Annotated in this window: 18 protein-coding genes; 6 read left to right on the plus strand and 12 right to left on the minus strand. The window is 72.3% G+C overall.

Going from position 1 to position 21,783, the window contains the following annotated elements:
• Positions 1-72: 72 nt before the first annotated feature.
• The 3 genes from BX283_RS20400 to BX283_RS20410 all read right to left on the minus strand — a co-directional run bounded on the left by BX283_RS20400 (position 73) and on the right by BX283_RS20410 (position 4,648).
• Entirely contained in the window at positions 73-2,484 is a 2,412-nt protein-coding gene (locus BX283_RS20400; protein ID WP_257583283.1) for a dolichyl-phosphate beta-glucosyltransferase, read from the minus strand.
• Complete coding sequence (locus tag BX283_RS41055) at positions 2,481-3,146, minus strand: GntR family transcriptional regulator (protein WP_101389001.1); 666 nt, start codon at positions 3,144-3,146, stop codon at positions 2,481-2,483. Before BX283_RS41055 ends, BX283_RS20400 begins: the two co-directional genes overlap by 4 nt.
• Before the next feature lie 140 nt (positions 3,147-3,286).
• Complete coding sequence (locus BX283_RS20410; protein WP_101389002.1) at positions 3,287-4,648, minus strand: aspartate aminotransferase family protein; 1,362 nt, start codon at positions 4,646-4,648, stop codon at positions 3,287-3,289.
• Positions 4,649-5,027: 379 nt separating this feature from the next.
• On the opposite strand from BX283_RS20410, the gene BX283_RS20415 reads away from it, so the two are divergent.
• Positions 5,028-6,812 (plus strand): serine/threonine-protein kinase, encoded by a 1,785-nt coding sequence (locus tag BX283_RS20415; protein ID WP_101389003.1) that lies wholly within the window; start codon positions 5,028-5,030, stop codon positions 6,810-6,812.
• Between the two features lie 9 nt (positions 6,813-6,821).
• Here BX283_RS20415 and BX283_RS20420 read toward each other — a convergent pair whose 3' ends face one another.
• Complete coding sequence (locus tag BX283_RS20420) at positions 6,822-7,172, minus strand: hypothetical protein (RefSeq protein ID WP_373979226.1); 351 nt, start codon at positions 7,170-7,172, stop codon at positions 6,822-6,824.
• Between the two features lie 242 nt (positions 7,173-7,414).
• On the opposite strand from BX283_RS20420, the gene BX283_RS20425 reads away from it, so the two are divergent.
• Together BX283_RS20425 and BX283_RS20430 are read left to right on the plus strand one after the other, a co-directional pair.
• On the plus strand, positions 7,415-8,251 hold the full coding sequence (locus BX283_RS20425; RefSeq protein WP_101389005.1) for a helix-turn-helix transcriptional regulator: 837 nt from the start codon (positions 7,415-7,417) through the stop codon (positions 8,249-8,251).
• Positions 8,248-8,544 (plus strand): DUF397 domain-containing protein, encoded by a 297-nt coding sequence (locus BX283_RS20430; protein ID WP_101389006.1) that lies wholly within the window; start codon positions 8,248-8,250, stop codon positions 8,542-8,544. Before BX283_RS20425 ends, BX283_RS20430 begins: the two co-directional genes overlap by 4 nt.
• Here BX283_RS20430 and BX283_RS20435 read toward each other — a convergent pair.
• Positions 8,520-9,308 (minus strand): DUF4239 domain-containing protein, encoded by a 789-nt coding sequence (locus BX283_RS20435; protein ID WP_101389007.1) that lies wholly within the window; start codon positions 9,306-9,308, stop codon positions 8,520-8,522. The two genes, BX283_RS20430 and BX283_RS20435, sit on opposite strands and share 25 nt — an antisense overlap.
• Entirely contained in the window at positions 9,293-9,760 is a 468-nt protein-coding gene (locus BX283_RS20440) for a hypothetical protein (RefSeq protein ID WP_101389008.1), read from the minus strand. The genes BX283_RS20435 and BX283_RS20440 overlap by 16 nt, the downstream gene beginning before the upstream one ends.
• A 117-nt stretch (positions 9,761-9,877) precedes the next feature.
• Between BX283_RS20440 and BX283_RS41640 the strand changes: the two genes are divergently transcribed.
• Positions 9,878-11,716, plus strand: a complete 1,839-nt coding sequence (locus BX283_RS41640) for a serine/threonine-protein kinase (RefSeq protein WP_257583289.1) — start codon at positions 9,878-9,880, stop codon at positions 11,714-11,716.
• A 135-nt stretch (positions 11,717-11,851) separates the two neighbouring features.
• Here the strand turns inward: BX283_RS41640 and BX283_RS20450 are convergent, their stop codons facing one another.
• The gene (locus BX283_RS20450) at positions 11,852-13,135 is read right to left on the minus strand and encodes an adenylosuccinate synthase (RefSeq protein ID WP_101389009.1); all 1,284 of its coding nucleotides are present in this window, start codon (positions 13,133-13,135) and stop codon (positions 11,852-11,854) included.
• Between the two features lie 143 nt (positions 13,136-13,278).
• On the opposite strand from BX283_RS20450, the gene BX283_RS20455 reads away from it, so the two are divergent.
• Positions 13,279-14,094, plus strand: coding sequence for a diacylglycerol kinase (locus BX283_RS20455; protein ID WP_101389010.1), 816 nt, complete (start codon positions 13,279-13,281; stop codon positions 14,092-14,094).
• Between the two features lie 431 nt (positions 14,095-14,525).
• On the opposite strand, the gene BX283_RS20460 is transcribed toward BX283_RS20455, so the two are convergent.
• Complete coding sequence (locus BX283_RS20460; RefSeq protein ID WP_101389011.1) at positions 14,526-16,019, minus strand: MFS transporter; 1,494 nt, start codon at positions 16,017-16,019, stop codon at positions 14,526-14,528.
• Between the two features lie 135 nt (positions 16,020-16,154).
• On the opposite strand from BX283_RS20460, the gene BX283_RS20465 reads away from it, so the two are divergent.
• On the plus strand, positions 16,155-16,895 hold the full coding sequence (locus BX283_RS20465) for a TetR/AcrR family transcriptional regulator C-terminal domain-containing protein (RefSeq protein ID WP_101389012.1): 741 nt from the start codon (positions 16,155-16,157) through the stop codon (positions 16,893-16,895).
• Here BX283_RS20465 and BX283_RS20470 read toward each other — a convergent pair.
• The 4 genes from BX283_RS20470 to BX283_RS20485 all read right to left on the minus strand — a co-directional run bounded on the left by BX283_RS20470 (position 16,892) and on the right by BX283_RS20485 (position 21,557).
• Positions 16,892-18,115 (minus strand): cytochrome P450, encoded by a 1,224-nt coding sequence (locus BX283_RS20470; protein ID WP_101389013.1) that lies wholly within the window; start codon positions 18,113-18,115, stop codon positions 16,892-16,894. The two genes, BX283_RS20465 and BX283_RS20470, sit on opposite strands and share 4 nt — an antisense overlap.
• 375 nt (positions 18,116-18,490) lie before the next feature.
• Entirely contained in the window at positions 18,491-19,177 is a 687-nt protein-coding gene (locus BX283_RS20475) for a response regulator transcription factor (protein WP_101389014.1), read from the minus strand.
• A complete protein-coding gene (locus tag BX283_RS20480; RefSeq protein WP_257583295.1) occupies positions 19,174-20,523 on the minus strand; it encodes a histidine kinase in 1,350 nt (449 codons plus the stop codon). Before BX283_RS20480 ends, BX283_RS20475 begins: the two co-directional genes overlap by 4 nt.
• 161 nt (positions 20,524-20,684) lie before the next feature.
• Entirely contained in the window at positions 20,685-21,557 is an 873-nt protein-coding gene (locus BX283_RS20485; RefSeq protein WP_101389015.1) for an alpha/beta hydrolase, read from the minus strand.
• Positions 21,558-21,783 lie beyond the last annotated feature (226 nt).

Here is a 21,783-nt window from a genome sequence, read left to right on the forward strand (position 1 = left end):
ACGCGCCGCGAAGACGTCGGCTCAGGCGTCACACGCGTATCAGCAGACGCATGACGACCGACCCGGCCGGGTTCAGCGGCCCACGTCCCAGATCCATACCCCGTCCACCCGGCGCCCCTCCCTGCCGAGCAGCCGCGTCACCGTCGTGTACAGCGCCTCGTCGTTGTCCTGCGGGGGCAGCACGACCAGACCGGCCTTCCAGTACGCCAGGTCCGCCCGCGCCTGGGCGCGCCAGGCGTCGCCGATGTCCGGGATCGCGCCGCCGTAGCGCACATCGCGCAGGAGGTTGGAGGTCCAGCGCGGGGAGGCGCCGTAGATGCCGATGCGGTCCGGGCCCCAGGGGCCGTTGAAGTAGCCGCCGGGGAGCGGGAAGCCGAGGTCGGCGCGGACCTGCCAGTGCAGGGCGTCGGCGGCCGCCGGGTCGGGCAGCGGCACCGTCACCACGGACTCGCCGGGCTTCACGTACGGACGCCACAGCCCGTCCGCGAAGAACGACGGCACCGGCGCCCGCTCGGTCACCGCGAACGGCGTCGGGACGATCGGCAGCAGGGCCAGCGCCACCGCCGCGAGGCCGGCGAGCCGGTTCACCCGGCCCGCCGTCGCCAGCCGGCCGGCCGCCAGCGCGACCAGCGCGCCGAGCGCCGGTGCGCAGACCATGCCGACCCGGCCCTCGATGACCGACTCGAAGAGCGGGCGGTGGGCGAGGGCGCGCCAGGGGCCGGGCAGGACCACGTCCGTGTACGGGATGCGGATCTTCTGCCCGAGCGAGAGCAGCGCCGCCGCGAGGGCCGTGCCCGCGAGCGCCTTCACCAGGGCGTGCCGCCACAGCCGTACCGTGATCGCGAAGGCCAGGGCGATCAGCGGCCAGCCGTAGAACGCGTTCTGCTCGGTCCGGTTGAGCGCCAGCTTGTCCGCCGTCGCCTCGTCGCCGAGGAGCGCCCGCCCGGAGAACTTCAGGAACGAGAGCGGGCTGTTGCCCGCGGCGTCGCCGTGCAGCACCGAGTGGTAGCTCTGGCTGCCGAAGAACTGCCAGGTCAGCGGGTACGCCACCAGCGGCAGACAGACCAGGGCGGCCACCCCGAGGCCCTTCGCGAGCGTGGGCCCGGCCTCGCGGACGACGTCCCGCCGCGCCAGCGCGTACGACAGCGCGAAGAGCAGCATGCCGACCGAGGCGAGCAGCAGGACCTCCTCGCCGAGGAAGATCTGGTACGCGGTGAACAGGCCGAGCAGCACGCCGTCGCGGCGCACGTCCGCGGCCGGTGAGCACAGCCGCAGCGCGCGGTCGACGATCACCGGGATCATGAACAGGACGCAGAAGTTCGGGTGCGCGTTGGCGTGCGAGACCATCGGCGGCGCGAACCCGGCGAGCGCGCCGCCCAGGCCCGCGGCCCACGGGTTGGCGGTCACCCACCGCGCGAAGAGCCGGTACCAGGCGTACGCGGTGGCGGTCAGGCCCAGGGTGAGGACCAGCGCCCAGGTGACGGTCGGGCCCAGCGCGAGCGTGACGGGTGTGAGCGGCACGGACAGGCCCAGCATGGGCGTGTTGCCCATGAGGTTCACCCCGTCCGGGAAGCCCTGGAGGGTGGTGAAGAACGGGTCGCGCAGATGCCGGACGTTGTCGGCGGTGACCGAGAAGAACCACTCCCACTGGTTCTGGTCCTGACCGGAGTCGGCGAGGTAGCCGGAGCCGAGGTCGGTCCAGAGGTCCTTGTAGAGCAGGACCGAGGAGAGCAGGAAGAGGGCGAACAGGGCGAGGCTCGCGCGGCCGGCGGAGCGGGCCTTGAGGCGGACGAGTTCGAGGAGCACCCGGCCGTAGTCGGCCGGGCCGACCTTGGAGCCCTCCTGGTGGGACCAGCGGACCGGGACCTCGGCCACGGGCCAGCCGTGGCGGCGGAAGTACTGGAGGATCTCCACGTCGATGCCCCAGCCGTCCAGGCGGGCGTCCGCGAAGGCCGCGCGCGCCTTGTCGCCGTCGAAGAGCTTGAAGCCGCACTGGGTGTCGTGGATGCCGGGGACCGCGACCGCGCGTATGAGCCGGTTGCCCATCCGCCCGAGCCACTCGCGGACCCGGCCCTGGTGGACGGCTATGTCGGCCTCGGGGTGGGCGCGGGAGCCGATCGCGGCGGCCGCGTCGGCGCCGTCGAGCTCCTTGGCGAGCCGGTCGAGCTCGGCGACGGGGGTGGCCAGGTCGGCGTCGGTGAGCAGCACGCGGGCGCCCCGGGAGGCGGCGACGCCGAGCCGCAGGGCGTGGCCCTTGCCGCGGTTGCGGTCGGCGGCGAGGAGACGGATGCGGGGGTCGGCGGCGGCCTGCCGGGCCACATCCGCCGTGCCGTCCTCGGACCCGTCGTCGACGACGATCAGCTCCCAGGAGAGCGCCGAGCCGTGGAGGTGGTCCCGGATGGCGTCCAGGGTCGGGCCGAGGCGCCGCTCCTCGTTGTACGCGGGGACGACGACCGAGAGGTCGGGGGGGCCGCCGTCCGTCACCGCTTCAGCCGCTCCGCCCAGGTGAGCGAGTGGTCGTTGTACGCGCGGATCACGGCGTGGGCGGCGTCGCCGTCGCCCTTGACCACGGCGTCGACGAGGTCGCCGTGCCCATTCCACAGCCAGTCGCTGAGGTCGCTGCGCCCGCGCAGATACGGGACGGCGAAGACCCAGCACTGCATCCGCAGCCGGTGCAGGAAGTCCGAGATGTACGGGTTTCCGGCGAGGGCGCCGAGCTCGCGCCAGAACCGCAGGTCGTAGCCGATGAGGATGTTGAGGTCGCCGCTGCGGGCGGCGCGGGCGCACTCCTCGGCGCGGCGGCGGACGGAGACGAGGGCGGGGCCCTGGGCGGCGCCGAGCTCGGTGATCTTGCGGAAGATCCCGTTGACGACGAGCGACCGGGCTTCGACCATCCCCTTGTAGTCCTCGACGGAGAACTCGTGGACGCGGAAGCCGCGGTGCTGGTCGGAGTCGAGCAGGCCTTGGGCGGTGAGGTCGACGAGGGCCTCGCGGACGGGGGTGGCGCTGACCCCGTACTGCTCGGCGATCTGCTTGACGGTGAACTCCTCGCCGGGCTGGAGGCGCCCGGCCAGTATCTCGTCGCGCAGCGCGTCGGCGATCTGCTGCCGCAGTGTGCTGCGCGTCACGCCTCCACTCGCGGGCACGGCGCCCCTCCCCTCGTCGGTATCCCGCACACGATAGGCCAGCTCCGACGGGCGGCGGCCCGGCACATTGTTGCGCGGATACGCAAATACGGCCCGGGAGGAGTGGTTTCCCGGGCCGCACGCGTCTGTCGGGAAGGGTCTCAGACGGTGTACTCATCCGCGACGGACAGCGCCTCGTCCAGCACCGCGAGGCCTTCCTTGGCCTCGGCCTCGGTGATGTTGCAGGGCGGGACGACGTGGGTGCGGTTCATGTTGATGAAGGGCCACAGGCCGTTCTTCTTGCAGGCGGCGCCGAAGGCGGCCATGGGGGCGGCGTCGGCGCCGGAGGCGTTGTACGGGACGAGCGGCTCGCGCGTCTCCCGGTCCTTGACCAGTTCGAGGGCCCAGAAGACACCCGTGCCGCGCACCTCGCCGACGGAGGGGTGGCGGGCGGCGAGGTCGCGCAGCCCCGGCTCCAGGACGGTGGAGCCGATGTGCGCGGCCTGGCCGACGATGCCCTCGTCCTCCATGACGTTGATGGTGGCGACGGCGGCGGCGCAGGCGAGGGGGTGCCCGGAGTAGGTGAGCCCGCCGGGGAAGGGCCGCTTGTCGAAGGTGGCGGCGATCTCGGCGGAGATGGCGACGCCGCCGAGGGGCACGTACCCGGAGTTCACGCCCTTGGCGAAGGTCATGAGGTCGGGCGTGACGCCGTGGAGATCGGCGGCGAACCAGGCACCGGTCCGCCCGAACCCGGACATGACCTCGTCCAGGACGAGGACGATCCCGTACCGGTCGCAGATCTCGCGGACACCGGCGAGGTAGCCGGGGGGCGGGGTCATGATCCCGGCGGTGCCGGGGATGGTCTCCAGGATGATGGCGGCGATGGTGCCGGGCCCCTCGAAGGCGATGGTGTCCTCGAGGTGGGTGAGGGCGCGGGCGCACTCCTCGGCTTCGGTGGTCGCGTAGAAGGCCGACCGGTAGAGGAACGGCGCCCAGAAGCGGACGACTCCGGCCGAGCCCGTGTCGGAGGCCCAGCGGCGGGGGTCGCCGGTGAGGTTGATGGCCTGCGCGGTGGCGCCGTGGTACGAGCGGAACGCGCTCATCACCTTGTGCCGCCCGGTGTGCAGCCGGGCCAGCCGGACGGCGTTCTCGACGGCCTCGGCGCCGCCGTTCGTGAAGAAGATCTTGTCCAGGTCGCCCGGGGTCCGCTCGGCGATGAGGCGTGCGGCCTCGGAGCGGGCCTCGACGGCGAAGGCGGGCGCGAAGGTCGCGAGCTTCCCGGCCTGCTCCTGGATCGCGGCGACGACCTTGGGGTGCTGGTACCCGATGTTGGTGAAGACGAGGCCGCTGGTGAAGTCGAGGTAGCGGTTGCCGTCGTAGTCCCAGAAGTACGAGCCCTCCGCGCCGGCGACGGCGAGCGGGTCGATCAGTCCCTGGGCGGACCAGGAGTGGAACACGTGCGCACGATCGGCGGCCTTCACGGCCGCGCCGGTCCGGGGGGCGGGGTCGACATGAGGGGTCATGGGGCCAGGGTAAGGAGTGGCAGGTGGGGGTGGGGATGGCCAGGTTGTATGGCGTGGCGGGCACGGCTCGGCAGGGTGTCGACCCGTCGCCCCGGGGTGCCTCTCCCGGGGCCTGCGGCCCCAGCACCCCGCCGCTGTCGTCTGCGGACCACGGCCGGTTGCTCGCGCAGTTCCCCGCGCCCCTGAAAACCCTCGTTCGTCTGCGGACCATGGCCGGTTGCTCGCGCAGTTCCCCGCGCCCCTAGGGGGTACGGGCGATGGCGATGGCGAAGCCGAGCATTTAAGGGGCGCGGGGAACTGCGCGACCAGCCCACCACCACCCGCAGACGAACCCCGGGTCCAGGGGCCGCAGGCCCCACCCGCGCACTATCCTCACCCCGTGGAGAAACTGGGGGCGGGGGATCCGCAGCGAATCGGCGCGTACCGGATACTCGCACGCCTCGGCGCAGGCGGAATGGGCCACGTCTACCTGGCCCGCTCGGACCGCGGCCGAACCGTAGCCGTCAAGCTCGTACGCCAGGAACTCGCCGAACGCGAGGAGTTCCGCGGCCGCTTCCGCCAGGAGGTGCAGGCCGCCCGCCGAGTCGGCGGCCAGTGGACCGCCCCCGTCCTCGACGCCGACACCGACGCCCCCATCCCCTGGGTCGCCACGGGCTACGTGGCCGGGCCCAGCCTCCACACCGTCGTGTCGGGCGGAAACCACGGCCCTCTCCCCGAGCACTCCGTCCGCGTACTCGCCCGCGGCCTCACCCACGCCCTCCAGGACATCCACACCGCCGGCCTGATCCACCGCGACCTCAAGCCCTCCAATGTCCTGATCACCATCGACGGCCCCCGCGTCATCGACTTCGGCATAGCCCGGGCACTCGAAACCGTCACCGACGGCGGCCTGACCCGCACCGGCGCACTGGTGGGCTCGCCCGGCTTCATGGCCCCCGAACAGGTCCGCGGCGACCGCATCACACCCGCCTGCGACGTCTTCTGCCTCGGCTCGGTGCTGGCGTACGCGGCGAGCGGGAAGCTCCCGTTCGGCGGGAGCGACAGCGGCGTGCACGCGCTGATGTTCCGGATCGCCCAGGAGCCGCCGGACCTGGACGGGGTGCCGGAGGCGCTGCGCGAGCTCGTACGGGACTGTCTGCACAAGGCCCCCGAGGACCGCCCCCCGCTCACCGCGATCCTGGAGCGACTCGGCCCCGAGGACGCGTCGACGGCCCCGTGGCTCCCCGGCCCCCTGATCGCCGAACTCGGCCGCCACGCCGTGCAGTTGCTGGAGGTCGAGAACCCGGACGGCGGCACGGCCCAGACCCCGGTCCCGGCGCCGGCCCCGACCCCGCCCCCGATGCCCGTACTCCCGCCGAGCGGCCCCGCCCCGACCCCGACCGCGATCTCCCCCAACGGCTCGGGCTCGGGCCTCGCGCGCCCCGGATACGCCGCCCCCGCGCCCCCGCCGCCCTGGGCCAACGGCGGCCAGCCCGCCCCCGCCCACAGCTACCCGCCCCCGCAGCAGCCCGTCGGATACGGCTACCCGCACCCCAACCCCGCCCTCTACGGCTACGGCCCGCCCCTGCCCCCCGAGGAGCCGCCGCGCCGCAACGCCAAGTCGACGATCGCGCTGGTCGCGGTCGCGCTGGTGGTGGCGATCGGCGCGGGCGGTGCGGTGTACGCGTACATGAACGACCCGTTGGAGAAGAAGGACGACAAGGCGGCGAGCCCGTCGGCCTCCAAGGAGCCTTCCACCACGCCGAGTTCGAGCGACAGCAAGAGTCCGTCCGCCTCCCCCGGCACGAGCGCCCCGGGTGACATCCCCCAGCAGTACGTGGGTGCCTGGTCCGGCACGATCGACAACGCCTCCGGCCACAACAACCGCCACCTGGTCATCCGGCCCGGCAAGGTCGGCGACCAGGTCATGACCCTCACGGCGGACGGCCCGCTGGATGGCGGCAGCACCTACCACTGCGTCTTCCGCGCGTCCCTCACCGCGACCCCGCCCACCCCGGACGCCCCGCTCCACCTGGGCCCCTCCACGGTCGAGTCCGGCCCGACCGCCTCGTGCTCCCCGGGCGCGGCCACCACCCTGACGGTCCTCCCGGACGGCCGCCTGCGCCGCCAGAACGACGACACGGGCGAGCAGGTGACGTACGACAAGGTGTCGGACGCGCAGTAGGCCTACGGCTCAGCCCTCCGGCGGCGGGGCCAGGATCTGCTGCGCGACCGTACGAAGCAGCAGCGTGTGCACGAACCGGTCCGCCGTCGTCGGCGGACAGCGCCACGACAGCGGCCAGGTCGCGCCCCGCAGCGCCGGTACGGGTACGTAACTGATCCTCCCCGCCGCCGAGTTGAAGCGCGTAGCGCCCGGCGGCCAGCTGCGGTGGGCGGTGCTGCGCGGGGCCACCAGGAAGTACACCCCGCGCCTTCCGCTCGCCTCCGCGACGATCGGGCCCGGGTCGCCGCCGGTCATCTGCTCCAGCGCGTCCGCGATCCGCCGCCCGGCGTCACCGTCCACCCGTACGGCATCGAATTGCACGCCCGCTTTTCTGAGCCGGAACCCGGAAACCGGAATCCAGTCCGGGACGAAATCAAGGTTTACGACGCGGTTTCGTGTATCCACGAAGACAGCTTCGCCCTGTCCCGCTAGCGTTTTCCATGACCGCAGCGAGGGCGTCGCGCAAGCGTAGATAAGCCCGAACTCCCTTGTTATGCAGTTGAATTCGGCGGGGACCAGTTGAGTCCGGTTGAGTCCGGTTGAGTCGAAATCGGTGGTCGAAAATGGCACGAGCGGAGAACAAGGTAACGGCAGGTCCGGCATCCCGGATGGTCGCCGAGATGGCGCGGCGGCTGCGTCTGCGGCGGGGCTGGACTCAGGAGCAGACAGGCCATGAATTGGGTTTCTCGGCGGCGGCGGTGAGCGCCATGGAAACGCTCGCCCAGCCCGCGAGCGATCAGATGCTGGTGAAACTGGAGGAGGTGCTCGGCGAGGGCCTGGAGTTCTTCGAGGGCTCCCGGAAGTACGTACGCCTGGAGAAGTACCCGGAGCAGTTCCAGAACTACTCGCTGCTGGAGCAGGAGGCGGTGGTGCTGCGGCTGTACGCCACGCTCGTCATCCACGGTCTGTTCCAGACCGAGGAGTACGCGCGGGCGCTGATCGGGGGCGGCTATCCGCCGCTGGCCGAGGAGAGGGTGGAGCAGCTGGTCGAGGCGAGGATGGCGCGACGGGCGCTGTTCGAGCGCGAGCCGACCACCCTGATCGAAGTGGTGCTGGAAGAGTCCGTACTGCGGCGGATGATCGGCGACCAGGGCGTCATGCATGGCCAGTTGCTGCACTTGGCGAAGTGCGCTCAGAGGCGGAACGTGACCCTTCAGGTACTGCCTTTGGACTGCGGGGCGAGCGGCGAACACGCGGGCGACCGTGGTGGCATGACCCTCGTGGAGACACCGGAGCACGACCACCTCGTCTACCTGGAGCCCCAGGACGAAAGCCTGTTGATCTCCGACCCCGCAAAGGTGAGTACGTACGCCCAGCGTTATGCGAAGATCCGGGCACAGGCCCTGGGTCCTCGTGAATCGCTGGACCTCATCGAGCGGTTGGCAGGAGAGCACACATGAGCAACACCCTGCGGTGGTTCAAGTCCAGCTACAGCAGCGACAGTGGCGGCGAGTGCGTCGAAGTGGCCTTCGACTGGCGCAAGTCCTCGTACAGCAACGCCAGCGGTGGCAACTGCGTCGAGGTAGCGGTCGAGTGGCACAAGTCTTCATACAGCAGCTCCAGCGGCGGCGAGTGCGTCGAGATCGCCACCTGCCCCCACGCCGTCCACGTCCGCGACAGCAAGCTCACCGACGGCCCGGTCTTCGCGGTCGCCCCGACCGCCTGGGCTCAGTTCGTCGGGTGGGCCGCCTGAGCGGCGGTCACGCTCGGGACGAGTTCGCGGAACGGGTCCGCCGACTCCGTACCCGACCTGCCGAACGGCGCGTCGAAGCTCCAGACCAGGAACAGCAGGAAGACGATCAGGCCGCTGAAGATCCCGGCGAGCAGCAACTCCCTCGCCGAGCGGCGGATCTGGAGCGTGAAGATCAGGCCGATCGTCACCACGGCCCCGGCGACGAGGCCGAACCAGACGACCCCCGGCAGCGTGGAACCGGCGCTGTCGAGCCGCGTGTGCCGGGCGTCGTCGGCGGTGGCGATCTGGTCGAGCAGCGGCTGATAGGCCTGCGCCTGGAGGTCGTTGGCGGGTGCGCGGTGGGTGACGTCGGTGCGTACGGCGGCGAGCAGCGCGGCCCCGTCCGGCGACGGCTCCTGGCCCTGGACCAGTAGGGGCCACTCGGCCGACACGGTGTGGGCGGCGTACGCACCGATCTCGTTGCGGATGCGGTCGCGTACGGCGGGCGGGTACACGTCGACCCGCTGGCCGACCTCGTACAGCGCCTGGGCCTCGCGCTGCACGGAGTCCTCGGCCGCGCCGCGCGCCTCCCAGACGCCCGCGATCGCGAGGCCGAGCACGATGGCGTACACGACGCCGACCATCATCACCATGTACTCGATGACGTCGGGCGTCTCACTGGGGTCCTCGGCGTCCGCGACGCGGCGGTGGCGCAGCACGGTGACGGTGAGGACGACGGCGCAGACGAGCACCAACGCGGCGAGGAGTACTAGCCATTGCGACACGGGCGGGCTCCGGAACGGGATCGGGGGCGGAGGATGGCGGCGGCCAGGACGGCGGGCGTGGTGACGACGAGCATCAGCGTGACCGTGGAGAAACCGGCGGGGGCCGGGCGTTCGTGGGCGGTGGAGCGGTAGGGGTGCGCGAGGTGGTGCACGGCCGCGTGGGCGCGGGGCTTCGCGGCGGGGTGCGGCGCGGGCACCACGGGTACCTCCGGGCGCCGCACCGGGTCCGGCGGGCGCGGGCGGGACGTCGGTACACCGATCTCGGGCGGGGGCACGGCACCGGGGCGCTCGCGGCCCGGCCGCACCACGGGAGGCGCGGCCGGTGCGGGCGCGGCCGCCCTCGGCGGGACGGGGCCCACCGGGCACTGCCCGGTGCCCGCGTACAGCTGCGCGGCGAGCGGGTTCAGTGCCACGGTGGCGCCGAGGCAGAGGAGCAGCTGACGGGTGATCACGCCTGGCAGAACGATCACTTGCCCCCCGCGATACGGCCTGCGACCCGCGAAGCCCCCTGGCGGCGACCCCGCCCGATTCACCTGCCGCGCCCACCCCCGCTGTGCCACGATCCCGTCATGGAGGATCTGGCGGCGGGGGACCCGTCCCATATCGGTCCGTTCCGGCTGCTCGGAAGGCTCGGCGCCGGGGGGATGGGGCGGGTGTACCTGGCCCGGTCGGCGGGCGGGCGCACGGTCGCGGTCAAGCTCGTGCGGGAGCCCTACGCGCACCGGAGCGAGTTCCGCGCCCGGTTCGCCCGTGAGGTGGCGGCCGCGCGGCGCGTGGGCGGCGAGTGGACCGCGCACGTCCTCGACGCGGACGTGGACGCCGAGATCCCGTGGGTCGCGACCGCGTACGTGGCCGGGCCCAGCCTCCAGGACGTCGTGGGGCGGGACTTCGGGCCGCTGCCCGAGCCGTCGCTGCTGGTGCTCGCCAACCGGCTCGCGCTCGCGCTGGAGGCCGTGCACGGCGCGGGGCTCGTCCACCGCGACCTGAAGCCGTCCAACGTCCTGCTGGCCGTCGACGGGCCGCGCCTCATCGACTTCGGGATCACACGCGCGCTGGACGCGATGGAGGAGACCGCGCTGACGGACACGGGCGTCGTGCTCGGGTCGCCGGGGTTCATGTCGCCGGAGCAGCTGCGCGGTGAGCGGGTCACCGAGGCGAGCGACGTGTTCTGCCTGGGGGCGGTGCTGGCGTACGCGGCGACCGGGCGGCCCCCGTTCGAGATGCCCGACGGCGGCCTCGCGGGGCTGATGTTCCGCATCGCGTACGAGGAGCCGGACCTGACGGGCGTGCCCGCCGCGCTGCTCCCGCTCGTACGGGACTGTCTGCACAAGGATCCCGACCGGCGGCCCGCACCCCGGCTGATCGCCGTGCGAACGGCGGGCGACCTGCCCGCCCACGGGTGGCTGCCCGCCGGCCTGCTCGCCCAACTGGCCCGGCACAGCGCCCAGTTGCTGGACGCCGACATCCCGCGTACGACCGTGCGGGCCCCGGCCTACCGGCCGCCGGTCCCGGAGCACGTCAACCTCCGCAACGATGCGCCGCCGCGCCCGGGGACCGCCGAGTCCGCCGCGCCCTACGGCCCGGCGCTCCGCCGACGGCGCCGCCGCGCCACCCTCGCGGCGCTCGGCGCGCTCGGCGCCGTCCTGCTCGCCGCCCTCGGCTGGTCCGTGAAGCTCGCCCTCGACGACGGCTCCGGCGACTCCCCCGGGGGGTCGAACTCGCCCAACTCTTCCGCTTCCACGCCCTTCTCGTTCGACGGCGCCTGGGAGGGCAGCATGAAGAGCTACCGCATCCGACTCGTCGTCGCGGAGGAGGGGAGCGGCGACAAGTCCCGGATCACTCTGCTCGACGACCACCGGATGTGCGGCGGGCTGATGACGGTCGCCAGTCGGACACCCGGCAAGGTCGAACTGACCTCCGCGGACACCCGGGAGAAGGAGATCGACGCGTACGGGGAGGAGGCCAAGGCCTGCCCGGTGCTGCCGCCCCAGACCCTGCAACCCGGCATGGACGGATATCTCGCCTGGTCCGCCGGGTCGGACTACATCGCGGCCCTCACCCGCGCCGCCGACGGCCCCTCCGCCGTCCCCGCCCAGTACCTCGGAACCTGGAAGGCGAAGGTGCCGACGGCGGCCAGCACGTACACCGCCACCATCGCCCAGGGGAGGATCGGGGGGCGGCTGGCCCGGCTCGAACGCGTCACGAGCGGCAGGACCTGCGTCTGGACGGCGCTGCTGGTCAAGGCGAACAGCTATCGGCTCACCCTCGCCCCCTACGAGCCGATCAGCACCGGCACGGGGGCGGGCTGCTCGAACGGGTTCGTGCACGAGTACGTCTTCGTGGGCGACGGCACCCTGAAGCTGCACTACCCCGACGGCGAGGGGATCGACGTGACGTTCACCCGGTGATCCGCCTGGGCCCGAAGGGCCCTTCTAGGGGCGCGGGGAACTGCGCGAGCAACCCAGCACGGTCCGCAGCCGGCCGGGGGGGTTCCAAGGGCGCGGGGAACCGCGCCCTCAGCCCCCCGACCGGGAGCCGGATCCCTACAGGAACGAGTTGATCTCGATCGTCTCGGTCCGGCCGGGGCCGACGCCGATCGCGGAGATCGGCGCGCCCGACATCTCCTCCAGCGCCTTCACGTACGCCTGCGCGTTCTTCGGCAGGTCGGAGAAGGTCTGGGCCTTGGTGATGTCCTCGGACCAGCCCGGCAGCATCTCGTAGATCGGCTTCGCGTGGTGGAAGTCGGTCTGGGAGTACGGGAGCTCCTCGACGCGCTTGCCGTCGATCTCGTACGCCACGCAGACGGGGATCTGCTCCCAGCCGGTCAGGACGTCCAGCTTGGTGAGGAAGAAGTCCGTCAGACCGTTGACCCGGGTCGCGTAACGGGCGATCACCGCGTCGAACCAGCCGCAGCGGCGGTCACGGCCGGTGGTCACACCGCGCTCGCCGCCGATGCGGCGCAGGTCCTCGCCGTCCTGGTCGAACAGCTCGGTCGGGAACGGGCCCGCGCCGACGCGCGTCGTGTAGGCCTTGAGGATGCCGATCACGCGGCTGATCTTCGTGGGGCCCACGCCCGCACCCGTGCAGGCGCCGCCCGCGGTCGGGTTCGACGAGGTCACGAAGGGGTACGTGCCGTGGTCGACGTCCAGGAGCGTGCCCTGACCGCCCTCGAAGAGGACGACCTTGCCGTCGTCGATCGCGTCGTTGAGGATCAGCGTCGTGTCGGCCACGAACGGCTTGATCTGCTCCGCGTACTGGAGCATCTCCTCGACGATCTTCTCGGACTCGATCGCGCGCCGGTTGAAGACCTTGGCCAGGAGCTGGTTCTTGGACTCGAGCGCCGCCTCGACCTTCTGCATCAGGATCGACTCGTCGTACAGGTCCTGGACGCGGATGCCCACGCGGTTGATCTTGTCCGCGTAGGTCGGTCCGATGCCGCGACCGGTGGTGCCGATCTTGCGGGAGCCGAGGAACCGTTCCGTCACCTTGTCGAGGGTGACGTTGTACGGCGTGATCAGGTGAGCGTTACCGCTGATGAGCAGCTTGGACGTGTCGACGCCGCGCTCGTTCAGCCCGCTCAGCTCGGAGAGCAGGACCGCCGGGTCGACGACGACTCCGTTGCCGATGACCGGGGTACACCCCGGCGAGAGGATCCCGGAAGGGAGAAGATGCAGCGCGTACTTCTGGTCGCCGACGACGACCGTGTGGCCGGCGTTGTTGCCGCCCTGGTAGCGCACTACATAGTCAACGGATCCACCGAGCAGGTCGGTGGCCTTTCCCTTGCCTTCGTCACCCCACTGAGCACCGAGCAGCACAAGTGCGGGCACAGGCGTACACCCCTTCCGGGCGGGGCATGTCCAAGGTCAGGGGCTTGTCGCCGCCTCACCAATGTGCCCCGGAATAGACGAAGCCCCTGGCGCAATAGCGCAAGGGGCTCTTGCACAAAGATGCTACCCGAGGAAGGACCGAAGTGTCGGCTGCCGACCAGCTACTGGTGGTCATCGACCCGGTCGCCCGCCGTATCGACGGCGAGTCCGTACGGATCGCGAAAGATGTGCTGTGTGCCGGTGCACAGGCGAAAATATGCTGGCCGGAGGGGGTGGAGGAGTTCTCCCGCGCCCTCGCCCGAAGGGGTTCCCGGCGGCCTGTGGTGGTCGGCGACGACCGGGCGCTGCTACGTACTGTGACATTGCTGCTGCGGGAACGTGATGTCTGCCCTCCCGCCGTGGCGATGGTGCCCGTGGGCACCGCCCCTCTGCTGGAACTCGCCAGGTCACTGGGGGTGCCGACGGGGGCGGTGGCGGCGGCGCGGGCGGTCCTGGACGGGGCGCCGCGCCGGCTCGACCTGCTGGTGGACGACAGCGGGGGCGTGGTCCTGGGCGATCTGTGCATCCCGGCCGCGCCGCCGGTGGCGCGGACCGCCGTGCCCACGGTCTGGGGTACGTGCCGTTCCCTCGTACGCACGCTGGTGCGGGCACCCGTGCCGCTGGCTGTCGCCCACCGGTTGCGGGTGCGGGTCGAGGCGGACGGGGTGCTCCTGTCCGACCTCGACCGTCCGGTCGCGGGGGTGTCGGTCGGGTCGGGGGACGGGGTGGCGCATGTGGTGGTGTCCCCGGGGCTCGGGGTGCCGGGGGTTCGGGCGCGGGCCCGGACGGTGACGGTGTCGGGGGACGGGTTCCGGTACCGGGCGGGGGAGGTGGTCGGGGGGCCGGTCCGCACACGAACATGGACGGCGGGAACGTGGACCCTGACACTGCCGCCGCCCCCCACGCCGCCGGTTCCCTGACCCCGGCTGGGGCTACGCCCCGGACCCCGTTCGTCTGCGGACCGTAGATGGCTGGTCGCGCAGTTCCCCGCGCCCCTGAAAACCCCCGTTCGTCTGCGAACCGTGGACGGCTGATCGCGCAGTTCCCCGCGCCCCTGAAAACCCCCGTTCGTCTGCGAACCGTGGACGGCTGATCGCGCAGTTCCCCGCGCCCCTGAAAACCCCCGTTCGTCTGCGAACCGTGGACGGCTGATCGCGCAGTTCCCCGCGCCCCTTGAATGCCGCTGCGCGGCAATCCCCTGGGCGCCCCGGAGGGGCGCTTCCAGGGGCGCGGGGAACTGCGCGACCAGCCCGCCACCGGCCCGCAGACGAACACGGGGCCCGGGGCGCAGCCCCCACCCGGCCGCCCGCCAGAGGGCTTTCGGGAAGGGGCGGGGTGGGGGATCAAAAGGTCAGGCCACGAGCTCCCGCTCCGCCTCCCCCACCCGCTCCCGCATCAGCACCCCCGCCAAAACCGCCGCCACCAACACCCCCACCCCACTCACCGCAAACGTCATGGACATCGACGAGGTGAAGGCCTCATGGGCCGTCCGCACCAGGACCGGGTCCCCGCCGGCCACGGCCAGCGCGCCGGCGATCGAGTGCCGAGCCCCCTCCGGCGCACCCGACGGCATCCGCGCAGCGAACCCGCTCGACAGCATCGACCCCAGGATCGCGATCCCCAGCGCCGTACCCGCCTGCTGGATCGTGTCGTTGAGCGCCGACCCCACCCCCGCCTTGTCCGCCGGAATCGTGCCCATCAGCGCCCCGACCGCCGCCGGCATCGCCAGGCCCGCACCGAGGCCGAGCAGGCCGAGGGCGATCGCCGGGACGGTGAAGCCCGAGGACGCCGTGACCGTGGTCAGCAGGGCGAAGGACGAGGACATCGTCAGCATCCCGGCCACGATCAGCCACCGGTTGCCGAACCGGGCGGCGAGCTGCGCCCCCGCCGTGTTGCCGACCAGCGCCGTCACCGCCAGCGGCACGAACGCCAGACCCGCCTTGACCGGCGAGTAGCCCAGGACGAACTGGAGGTACTGGGTGAGGACGAGCAGCAGCCCGCCCGTACCGATCTGGACGAGCGCCAGCGACACCGAACCGCCGCTGAAGTTGCGGTGCTTGAACAGGACCAGCGGCACCATCGGCGCGGAGGTGACGTTCTCCCAGACCACGAAACCGGCGAGGGCGACGACCGCGACCGCGAGCGTGACCAGCGAGCGGGCCCCGAACGCGCCGTGCTGCGGGATCTCGATGATCCACCAGATCAGCGCGGTCATCCCCGCCGCCGACAGCACCGCGCCCAGCGGGTCCGGCTTCTGCCACGGCGCCTTCGACTCCGGCATGAGCAGCAGACCCGCGAGGATCGCCAGCGCCACGACCGGGATGTTGATGAAGAAGATCGAGTGCCAGGAGAAGTGGTCGATCAGTACGCCGCCCAGCACCGGGCTGCCGACCAGACCGAGCATCGACACCGAACCCCACGCCGCCATCGCCTTGCCGCGCTCCTCCTCGTCGAAGACGGTGATGAGGATGGAGAGGGTCGAGGGCATGATCAGCGCACCGCCCACGCCCATCGCGACCCGTACGGCTATGACCTCGCCGGGGTTCGTGCAGAACACCGCCGCCAGCGACGCCGCCCCGAAGAGCAGCAGGCCGATGATCATCACCTTGCGGCGGCCGAAGCGGTCACCGAGGCTGCCGGAGGTGAGCAGCAGGCCCGCGAACACCAGGATGTAGGAGTCGAGGATCCACTGCGTGTCCTGGGCGCTCGCGCCGAGGTCCGCCGTCATCGACGGCACCGCCACCGTCAGCGCCATGCTGTCGATCACCAGCACCAGCGAGCTGAGGCACAGCACGATCAGGATCCACCAGCGGCGTGGATCGCGGGTCTCCCTGCGGGTCTCCATGGGTTCTTCCTCTCGGCTGCGCACATCGTTCCGTCGATGCGCACACTGTACGCAGATGCAGACGCCGTACGCAATCACCTCTCCCTGTACGCTGGATGCGAACGTCGTACGCACGTGCCGCCGCGAAGGAGTGCCATGGCCGCCAGGACCACCAAGGCGAACCCCATCCCGTCCGTCTGGGCCCGCCGGACGCGCGAAGCCGATCAGCCCGCGCTCAGCCGGGCCGCGATCGTCCGCGAGGCGGTCGTGATGCTGGACGCCGACGGCATCGAGGCGCTCAGCATGCGCAAGCTCGGCGCCCGGCTGAACGCGGGCGCCACCTCCCTCTACCGGCACGTCGCCACCAAGGACGAGCTGATGGAGCTCGCGGTGGACGAGGTGTTCGGGGAGATCGCCGTACCCCCCGCCGACGGCGCCGACTGGCGGGCCGCCGCCACCGGGGCCGCCCGGTCCTTCCGCGCGACGGCCCTGCGCCACCGCTGGCTGGCCTCGGTCCTCGGCCAGGCGGGCCTGGCCTATCTGGGCCCCAACCTGATGTCGTTCTCCGAGCGGCTCGCCGCGCTCTTCGCGGACGCCGGGTTCCCCGAGCCGGAGCGCGCGATCGAGACGGTCCTGTCGTATGTGATCGGGATGAGCACCACCGAGGCGGCGTGGCTCACCACGGTCGCCCGCTCCGGCGAGTCCGAGGAGGACTTCATCGCCCGCCTCATGCCCGCCGCGCAGCAGGCGGCGGCGGACCACGAGCACCTGGCCGAGGCGTACGCGGCGGAGGTCGTGGACCCGGCCGCGCTGCGCGACGGCAAGTTCGCGTACGGGCTGGAAGTGGTCCTGGACGGCTTGGCGCTGAGGCGCCCGGAGGCGTCCGACAGGCCCTAGACCTCCACTTCGAGGGCGGTGAGGCCCCGGATCACATAACCCGGCTTCCAGCGCGGCTCGGTGAGCAGGCGCATGCGCGGGGCCTCGCGCAGCAACAGGCCGAAGGACACGGCCAGTTCGAGGCGGGCGAGGGGGGCGCCGAGGCAGTAGTGGATGCCCGCGCCGAAGCTGACGTGACGGTTGTCGGCGGCGGGACGGCGTACGTCGAAGGTGTCCGGGTCGGCGAACGCGGCCGGGTCACGGTTGGCGGAGCCGAAGAGCAGCGCGACCTCGGATCCGCGCGGAATCCTCGTCCCACCGACCTCGATGTCGTCGAGCACCCACCGCTCGAAGAGCTGCAACGGCGTGTCGTAGCGCAGCAGTTCCTCGACGGCGCCGGGGAGGAGCTTGTCGGGTTCGGCGCGCAGCAGGGCCAGCTGCTCGGGGTGGCGGAAGAGCGTCCACCACCCGTTGGCCGTGGTGTTGACGGTGGCCTCGTGGCCCGCGTTGAGGAGCAGGACGCAGGTGGAGATCATCTCCTGCTCGGTGAGGCGGGTGCCGTCCGTGTCGTGGACGGCGATGAGGGCGGAGACGAGGTCGGGGGCGGGTGCGTGGCGCCGCTGCCGGATCAACTCCCTCAGATAGGCCGAGAATTCGACCGCCGCCGTGACCGCGCGGGCGGCGGTGTCCTCGTCCGGGGTGAGCTCGTACATCCCGCAGATGTCGGCCGACCAGGGCCGCAGGAGGTGCCGGTCCGCTTCGGGGATGCCGAGCATCTCCGCGATGACGGTGACGGGGAGGGGCTCGGCGACATCGGCGAGGAGGTCCCCGCCGCCCGCCGCGACGAAGTCGCCCACGAGGCGGGTGGCGATCCGCTCGACGACGGGCCCGAGTTCCTCGACGCGGCGGGGGGTGAACGCCTTCGCCACGAGCCGCCGGATCCGGGTGTGGTCGGGGGCCTCCAGATCGAGGATCCCCTGGTCGTTGAGGGTGTGGAAGGGCTCGTGGGCGGGGGGTGGGGGCGTACGTCCGAACTCCTCGTGGGTGAACCGGTGGAGGTAGGTGCGGCCGAGGCGGCGGTCCCGGAGGAGGGCGCTGACGTCTGCGTGGTGGGGGATGAGCCACTGGTCGGTCGGGGGGTGGTGGTGGGCGCGGCCCGCTGCGCGGAGCTGGGCGTATGCGGGGTAGGGGTCGGCGACGAAGCCGGCGGAGCCGGGCTGGAAGGGGCGGGTGGTGTCCATGGGGTTTCCTTCCCCACCCCGCCCCTTCCCGAAAGCCCTCTGGCGGACGGCCGGGTGTTCGTCTGCGGGCCGTCTGTGGCTGGTCGCGCAGTTCCCCGCGCCCCTTTTCAGCCCGGAGTTCGTCTGCGGGTAGTGGTGGGTTGCTCGCGCAGTTCCCCGCGCCCCTAGGGGGTGCGGGCGATGGCGAGTGCGAGGGCGAAGCCGAGCACTTCAGGGGCGCGGGGAACTGCGCGACCAGCCCGCCACGACCCGCAGACGAAAACAGTGGGGTGCAGGGGCCGCAGGCCCCTCAACGGGGTCCGGGGCGTAGCCCCGGGAGCGCCACCTCCACCCCCACCCACCCCCGGAGGGTTTAGGGAAGGGGCGGGGTGGGGGCTATGACGGGGTGATCAGGCGGGACTCGTACGCGTACACCGCCGCCTGCGTCCGATCCCGCAGACCCAACTTCACCAGCACCCGACTCACATGCGTCTTGATCGTCGACTCCGCCACCACCAACCGATCCGCGATCTCCGCGTTGGAGAGGCCCTGGGCGATCAGGATCAGGACCTCCGTCTCGCGGTCGGTCAGCTCCTCGACCTGGACCGAGCCCGAACCCGAACCCACCCCCACGGAGCCCCGCCGCACCGGCGCCGACCGCGCGAACTCCGTGATCAGACGCCGCGTCACCGACGGCGCGAGCAGCGCGTCGCCGGACGCCACCACCCGTACCCCCTCGGCGAGCTGCCGCGCGGACGCGTCCTTCAGCAGGAACCCCGACGCCCCCGCCCGCAGCGCCTCGTACACGTACTCGTCGAGGTCGAACGTCGTCAGCACCAGCACCCTCGCCGACGTGTCCGCCGCCACGATCTCCCGCGTCGCCTCGATCCCGTTCATCTCGGGCATCCGGATGTCCATCAGGACGACGTCCGGCCGGAGTTCGCGGACCTTGGCCACCGCATCCCGGCCGTCGACCGCCTCGCCGATCACCTCGATGTCCCGCTGGGCGTTGAGCAGGACCGAGAAGCCCTCGCGGACCATCATCTGGTCGTCGACGATCAGTACGCGCGTACTCGCACTCATGCCGCCGGTCCCTCCGCCGCCACCGGGATGAACACGGTCACCTCGTAACCGCCGCCCTCCCCCACCTCGCCGGCCGTCATCTCGCCCCCGAGCATCGCCACCCGCTCCCGCATCCCCGTGATCCCGTGGCCGCTGCCCGGCGACGCCGCCGCCGGGCCCGTCGGCGGGCCGTTGACGACGCGCAGGCCCACCCCGCCCAGCACATAGCCGACCTCCACCCGCGCAGCCGCGCCCGGCGCGTGCCGCAGGGTGTTGCTGAGGGCCTCCTGGATGATGCGGTACGCCGACAGCTCGACGCCCTGCGGGAGTTCGCGCACCGCGCCCGTGACCGCCTTGGTCACATCGAGTCCGGCGTCACGTACGTTCGCGAGGAGCCGGTCGAGGTCGGCGAGGGTGGGCTGGGGCGCGTCCGGCGCCTCGTAGTCCTCCGCGCGTACGACACCGAGCACGCGGCGCAGCTCCGTCAGCGCCGCCACCGCGTTCTCGCGGATCGTCGCGAACGCCTGCGTCAGCTCCGGCGGCGGGTCCTCCACTCGGTACGGGGCCGCCTCGGCCTGGATGGCGACCACCGACATGTGGTGCGCGACCACGTCGTGCAGCTCGCGCGCGATGGTGGTGCGCTCTTCGAGCACGGTCCGTCTGCCGCGTTCGACGGCGGTGACCGACTGCTGGACGGTGATCTTCTGCTCCGCCTCCCGGCGGATGCTCACGACGACGGCGATCAGGAGCAGTATCGCGGACGTGACGGCCATCGGCCCCGCGTCCGTGCCGACGCCGCCGTGACCGGGGATCCCCATCACCGAACCGAGCGCCAGCGTGAGGACCCACATCCACACGGCGGTCCGGGGCCGGGTGCGCAGCGCCACCACCACCATCACGGCGAGCTGCGCGAGGAACGCGCCCGCCGGCCACGGCCAGTTGGAGAAGCCGCTCCCGCCCGGCATGATCACGCCGAGGACCACCGTGCTCGCGCACATCGCCCACCAGGCGCCGACCGGCCGTATCAGGGTCATGGCGACGGGCGCTCCGACCATCAGTCCCATGGCCACCCAGACGAGCGCGTACGGTCCGCTGCCCGGCCCGCCCCTCTGGGCGTACATGATCAGCGCGGCGCAGAACGCGACGAAGAGCACGGCCGCGTGCGGGGTCCAGGCGGCGTACCGGCGCAGCCGGTCGGACAGATGGCGGGTGAGCGGGCCGTCCGTACGCATCGGCGGGAGCGGCCGGTAGGCGAAGGCGTCCCGGAACAGGTCCCGGCGGAGCCCGCCGAACGCGTCCATGGCGAGCAGGAACTCGGGGCTGCGCCCGTCGCTGCCGGGCGGCTGGGGGCTTAGGGTCTCGGTCACGTGCCCACGGTAGGCGGGGGCGGGCGGGCGGGGCGTCCCCTGCGATACGGATCCGCCGGGGTCCGTCTCAGGGACTACGGCTCCTCCGTCCGGCAGTCCGGCAGTCCGGCAGTCCGGCAGTCCGGCCGTTCAACCGTTCAGCCGTCCGGCCGCTCAGCCGCTCAGTACGCCAGCTGGGCGATCTCCTCCGCGACGACCGCGCAGGCGTCGGCGGCGGGGTCGATGAGCGGGAAGTGGCCGACGCCTTCGAGCAGCGTGAGCCCGACGGTCTCCCCCGCCCTGGCGGCGGCGTCGACGTACGCCTCGGCCACGGCCTGCGGCACGACGATGTCGTCCCGGCCCTGGACGAGGGTGGTGGCGACACCGGTGGGAAGGAGGGCGGCGGGGTCGGCGAGGGGTGCCCGTACGCTCAACTGCCCTTCTCCACCCAGCAGTTGCGCGACAGCCCCGTCGCAGACGTCCAACGCCACCGCCGTGGTGAAGTCGGCGATGGGGGCGAGGGCGACGACGCCGCGCAGGAAGGCGGCGGCGGGGGTGTGCCACGGGGAGTCCGAGGGCAGTACGTGGCGGGACGCGGCCCACAGGGCGAGGTGGCCGCCGGCGGAGTGACCGGTGAGCACGGTACGGCGCAGGTCGGCGGTGGGGAGGTGGGTGCGGGCGAGTTCGGGGAGGGCGTCGAGGGCGGCGGCCACGTCGTCGAACGTGTCCGGCCACCGTCCGGCGACGGGTCCGCCGCCGCCCTGCCTCGGCAGCAGGCCGCCGCGCCGGTACTCGACGTTGGCCACGGCGAATCCCCGGCGGGCGAGGAAGTCCACGAACGGGGTGAGATGCGCCCGGTCGTACCGCTCGCGCCAGGCGCCGCCGTGGAGGGCGACGACGAGGGGGGCGCCGTCGGTGTCCCCTCTGGGTGCGTAGAAGTCGACGCGCTGGTCGGGGTGGGGGCCGTACGGGGCGGTGGTGTCCGCGGGGACGGTGGGGTGCGAGAAGGCCGCGGCGGCTTCGGCGGCGTCCCTGGCGGCGGCGGGGTCGGGCATGGGTCACCTGTCTCTTTTACGGGGCGGACGCGGACGGTAGCAGGGGGTTCGCGCCCCGGGCGGGATTCCCCCACCCCACCCCTCCCCCGAAAGCCCTCTGGCGGGCGGCCGGGGGGGGTGGGCCGGGGGTGGCTGCTGGGGGCTGCGCCCCCAGACCCCGTTACGGGGCTGCGCCCCGGGGCTGTGGTTTGACTGCGGGCCGGTGGCGGGTTGCTCGCGCAGTTCC

It is taken from the genome of Streptomyces sp. TLI_146 (assembly GCF_002846415.1).
Taxonomy (GTDB): Bacteria; Actinomycetota; Actinomycetes; order Streptomycetales; family Streptomycetaceae; genus Streptomyces.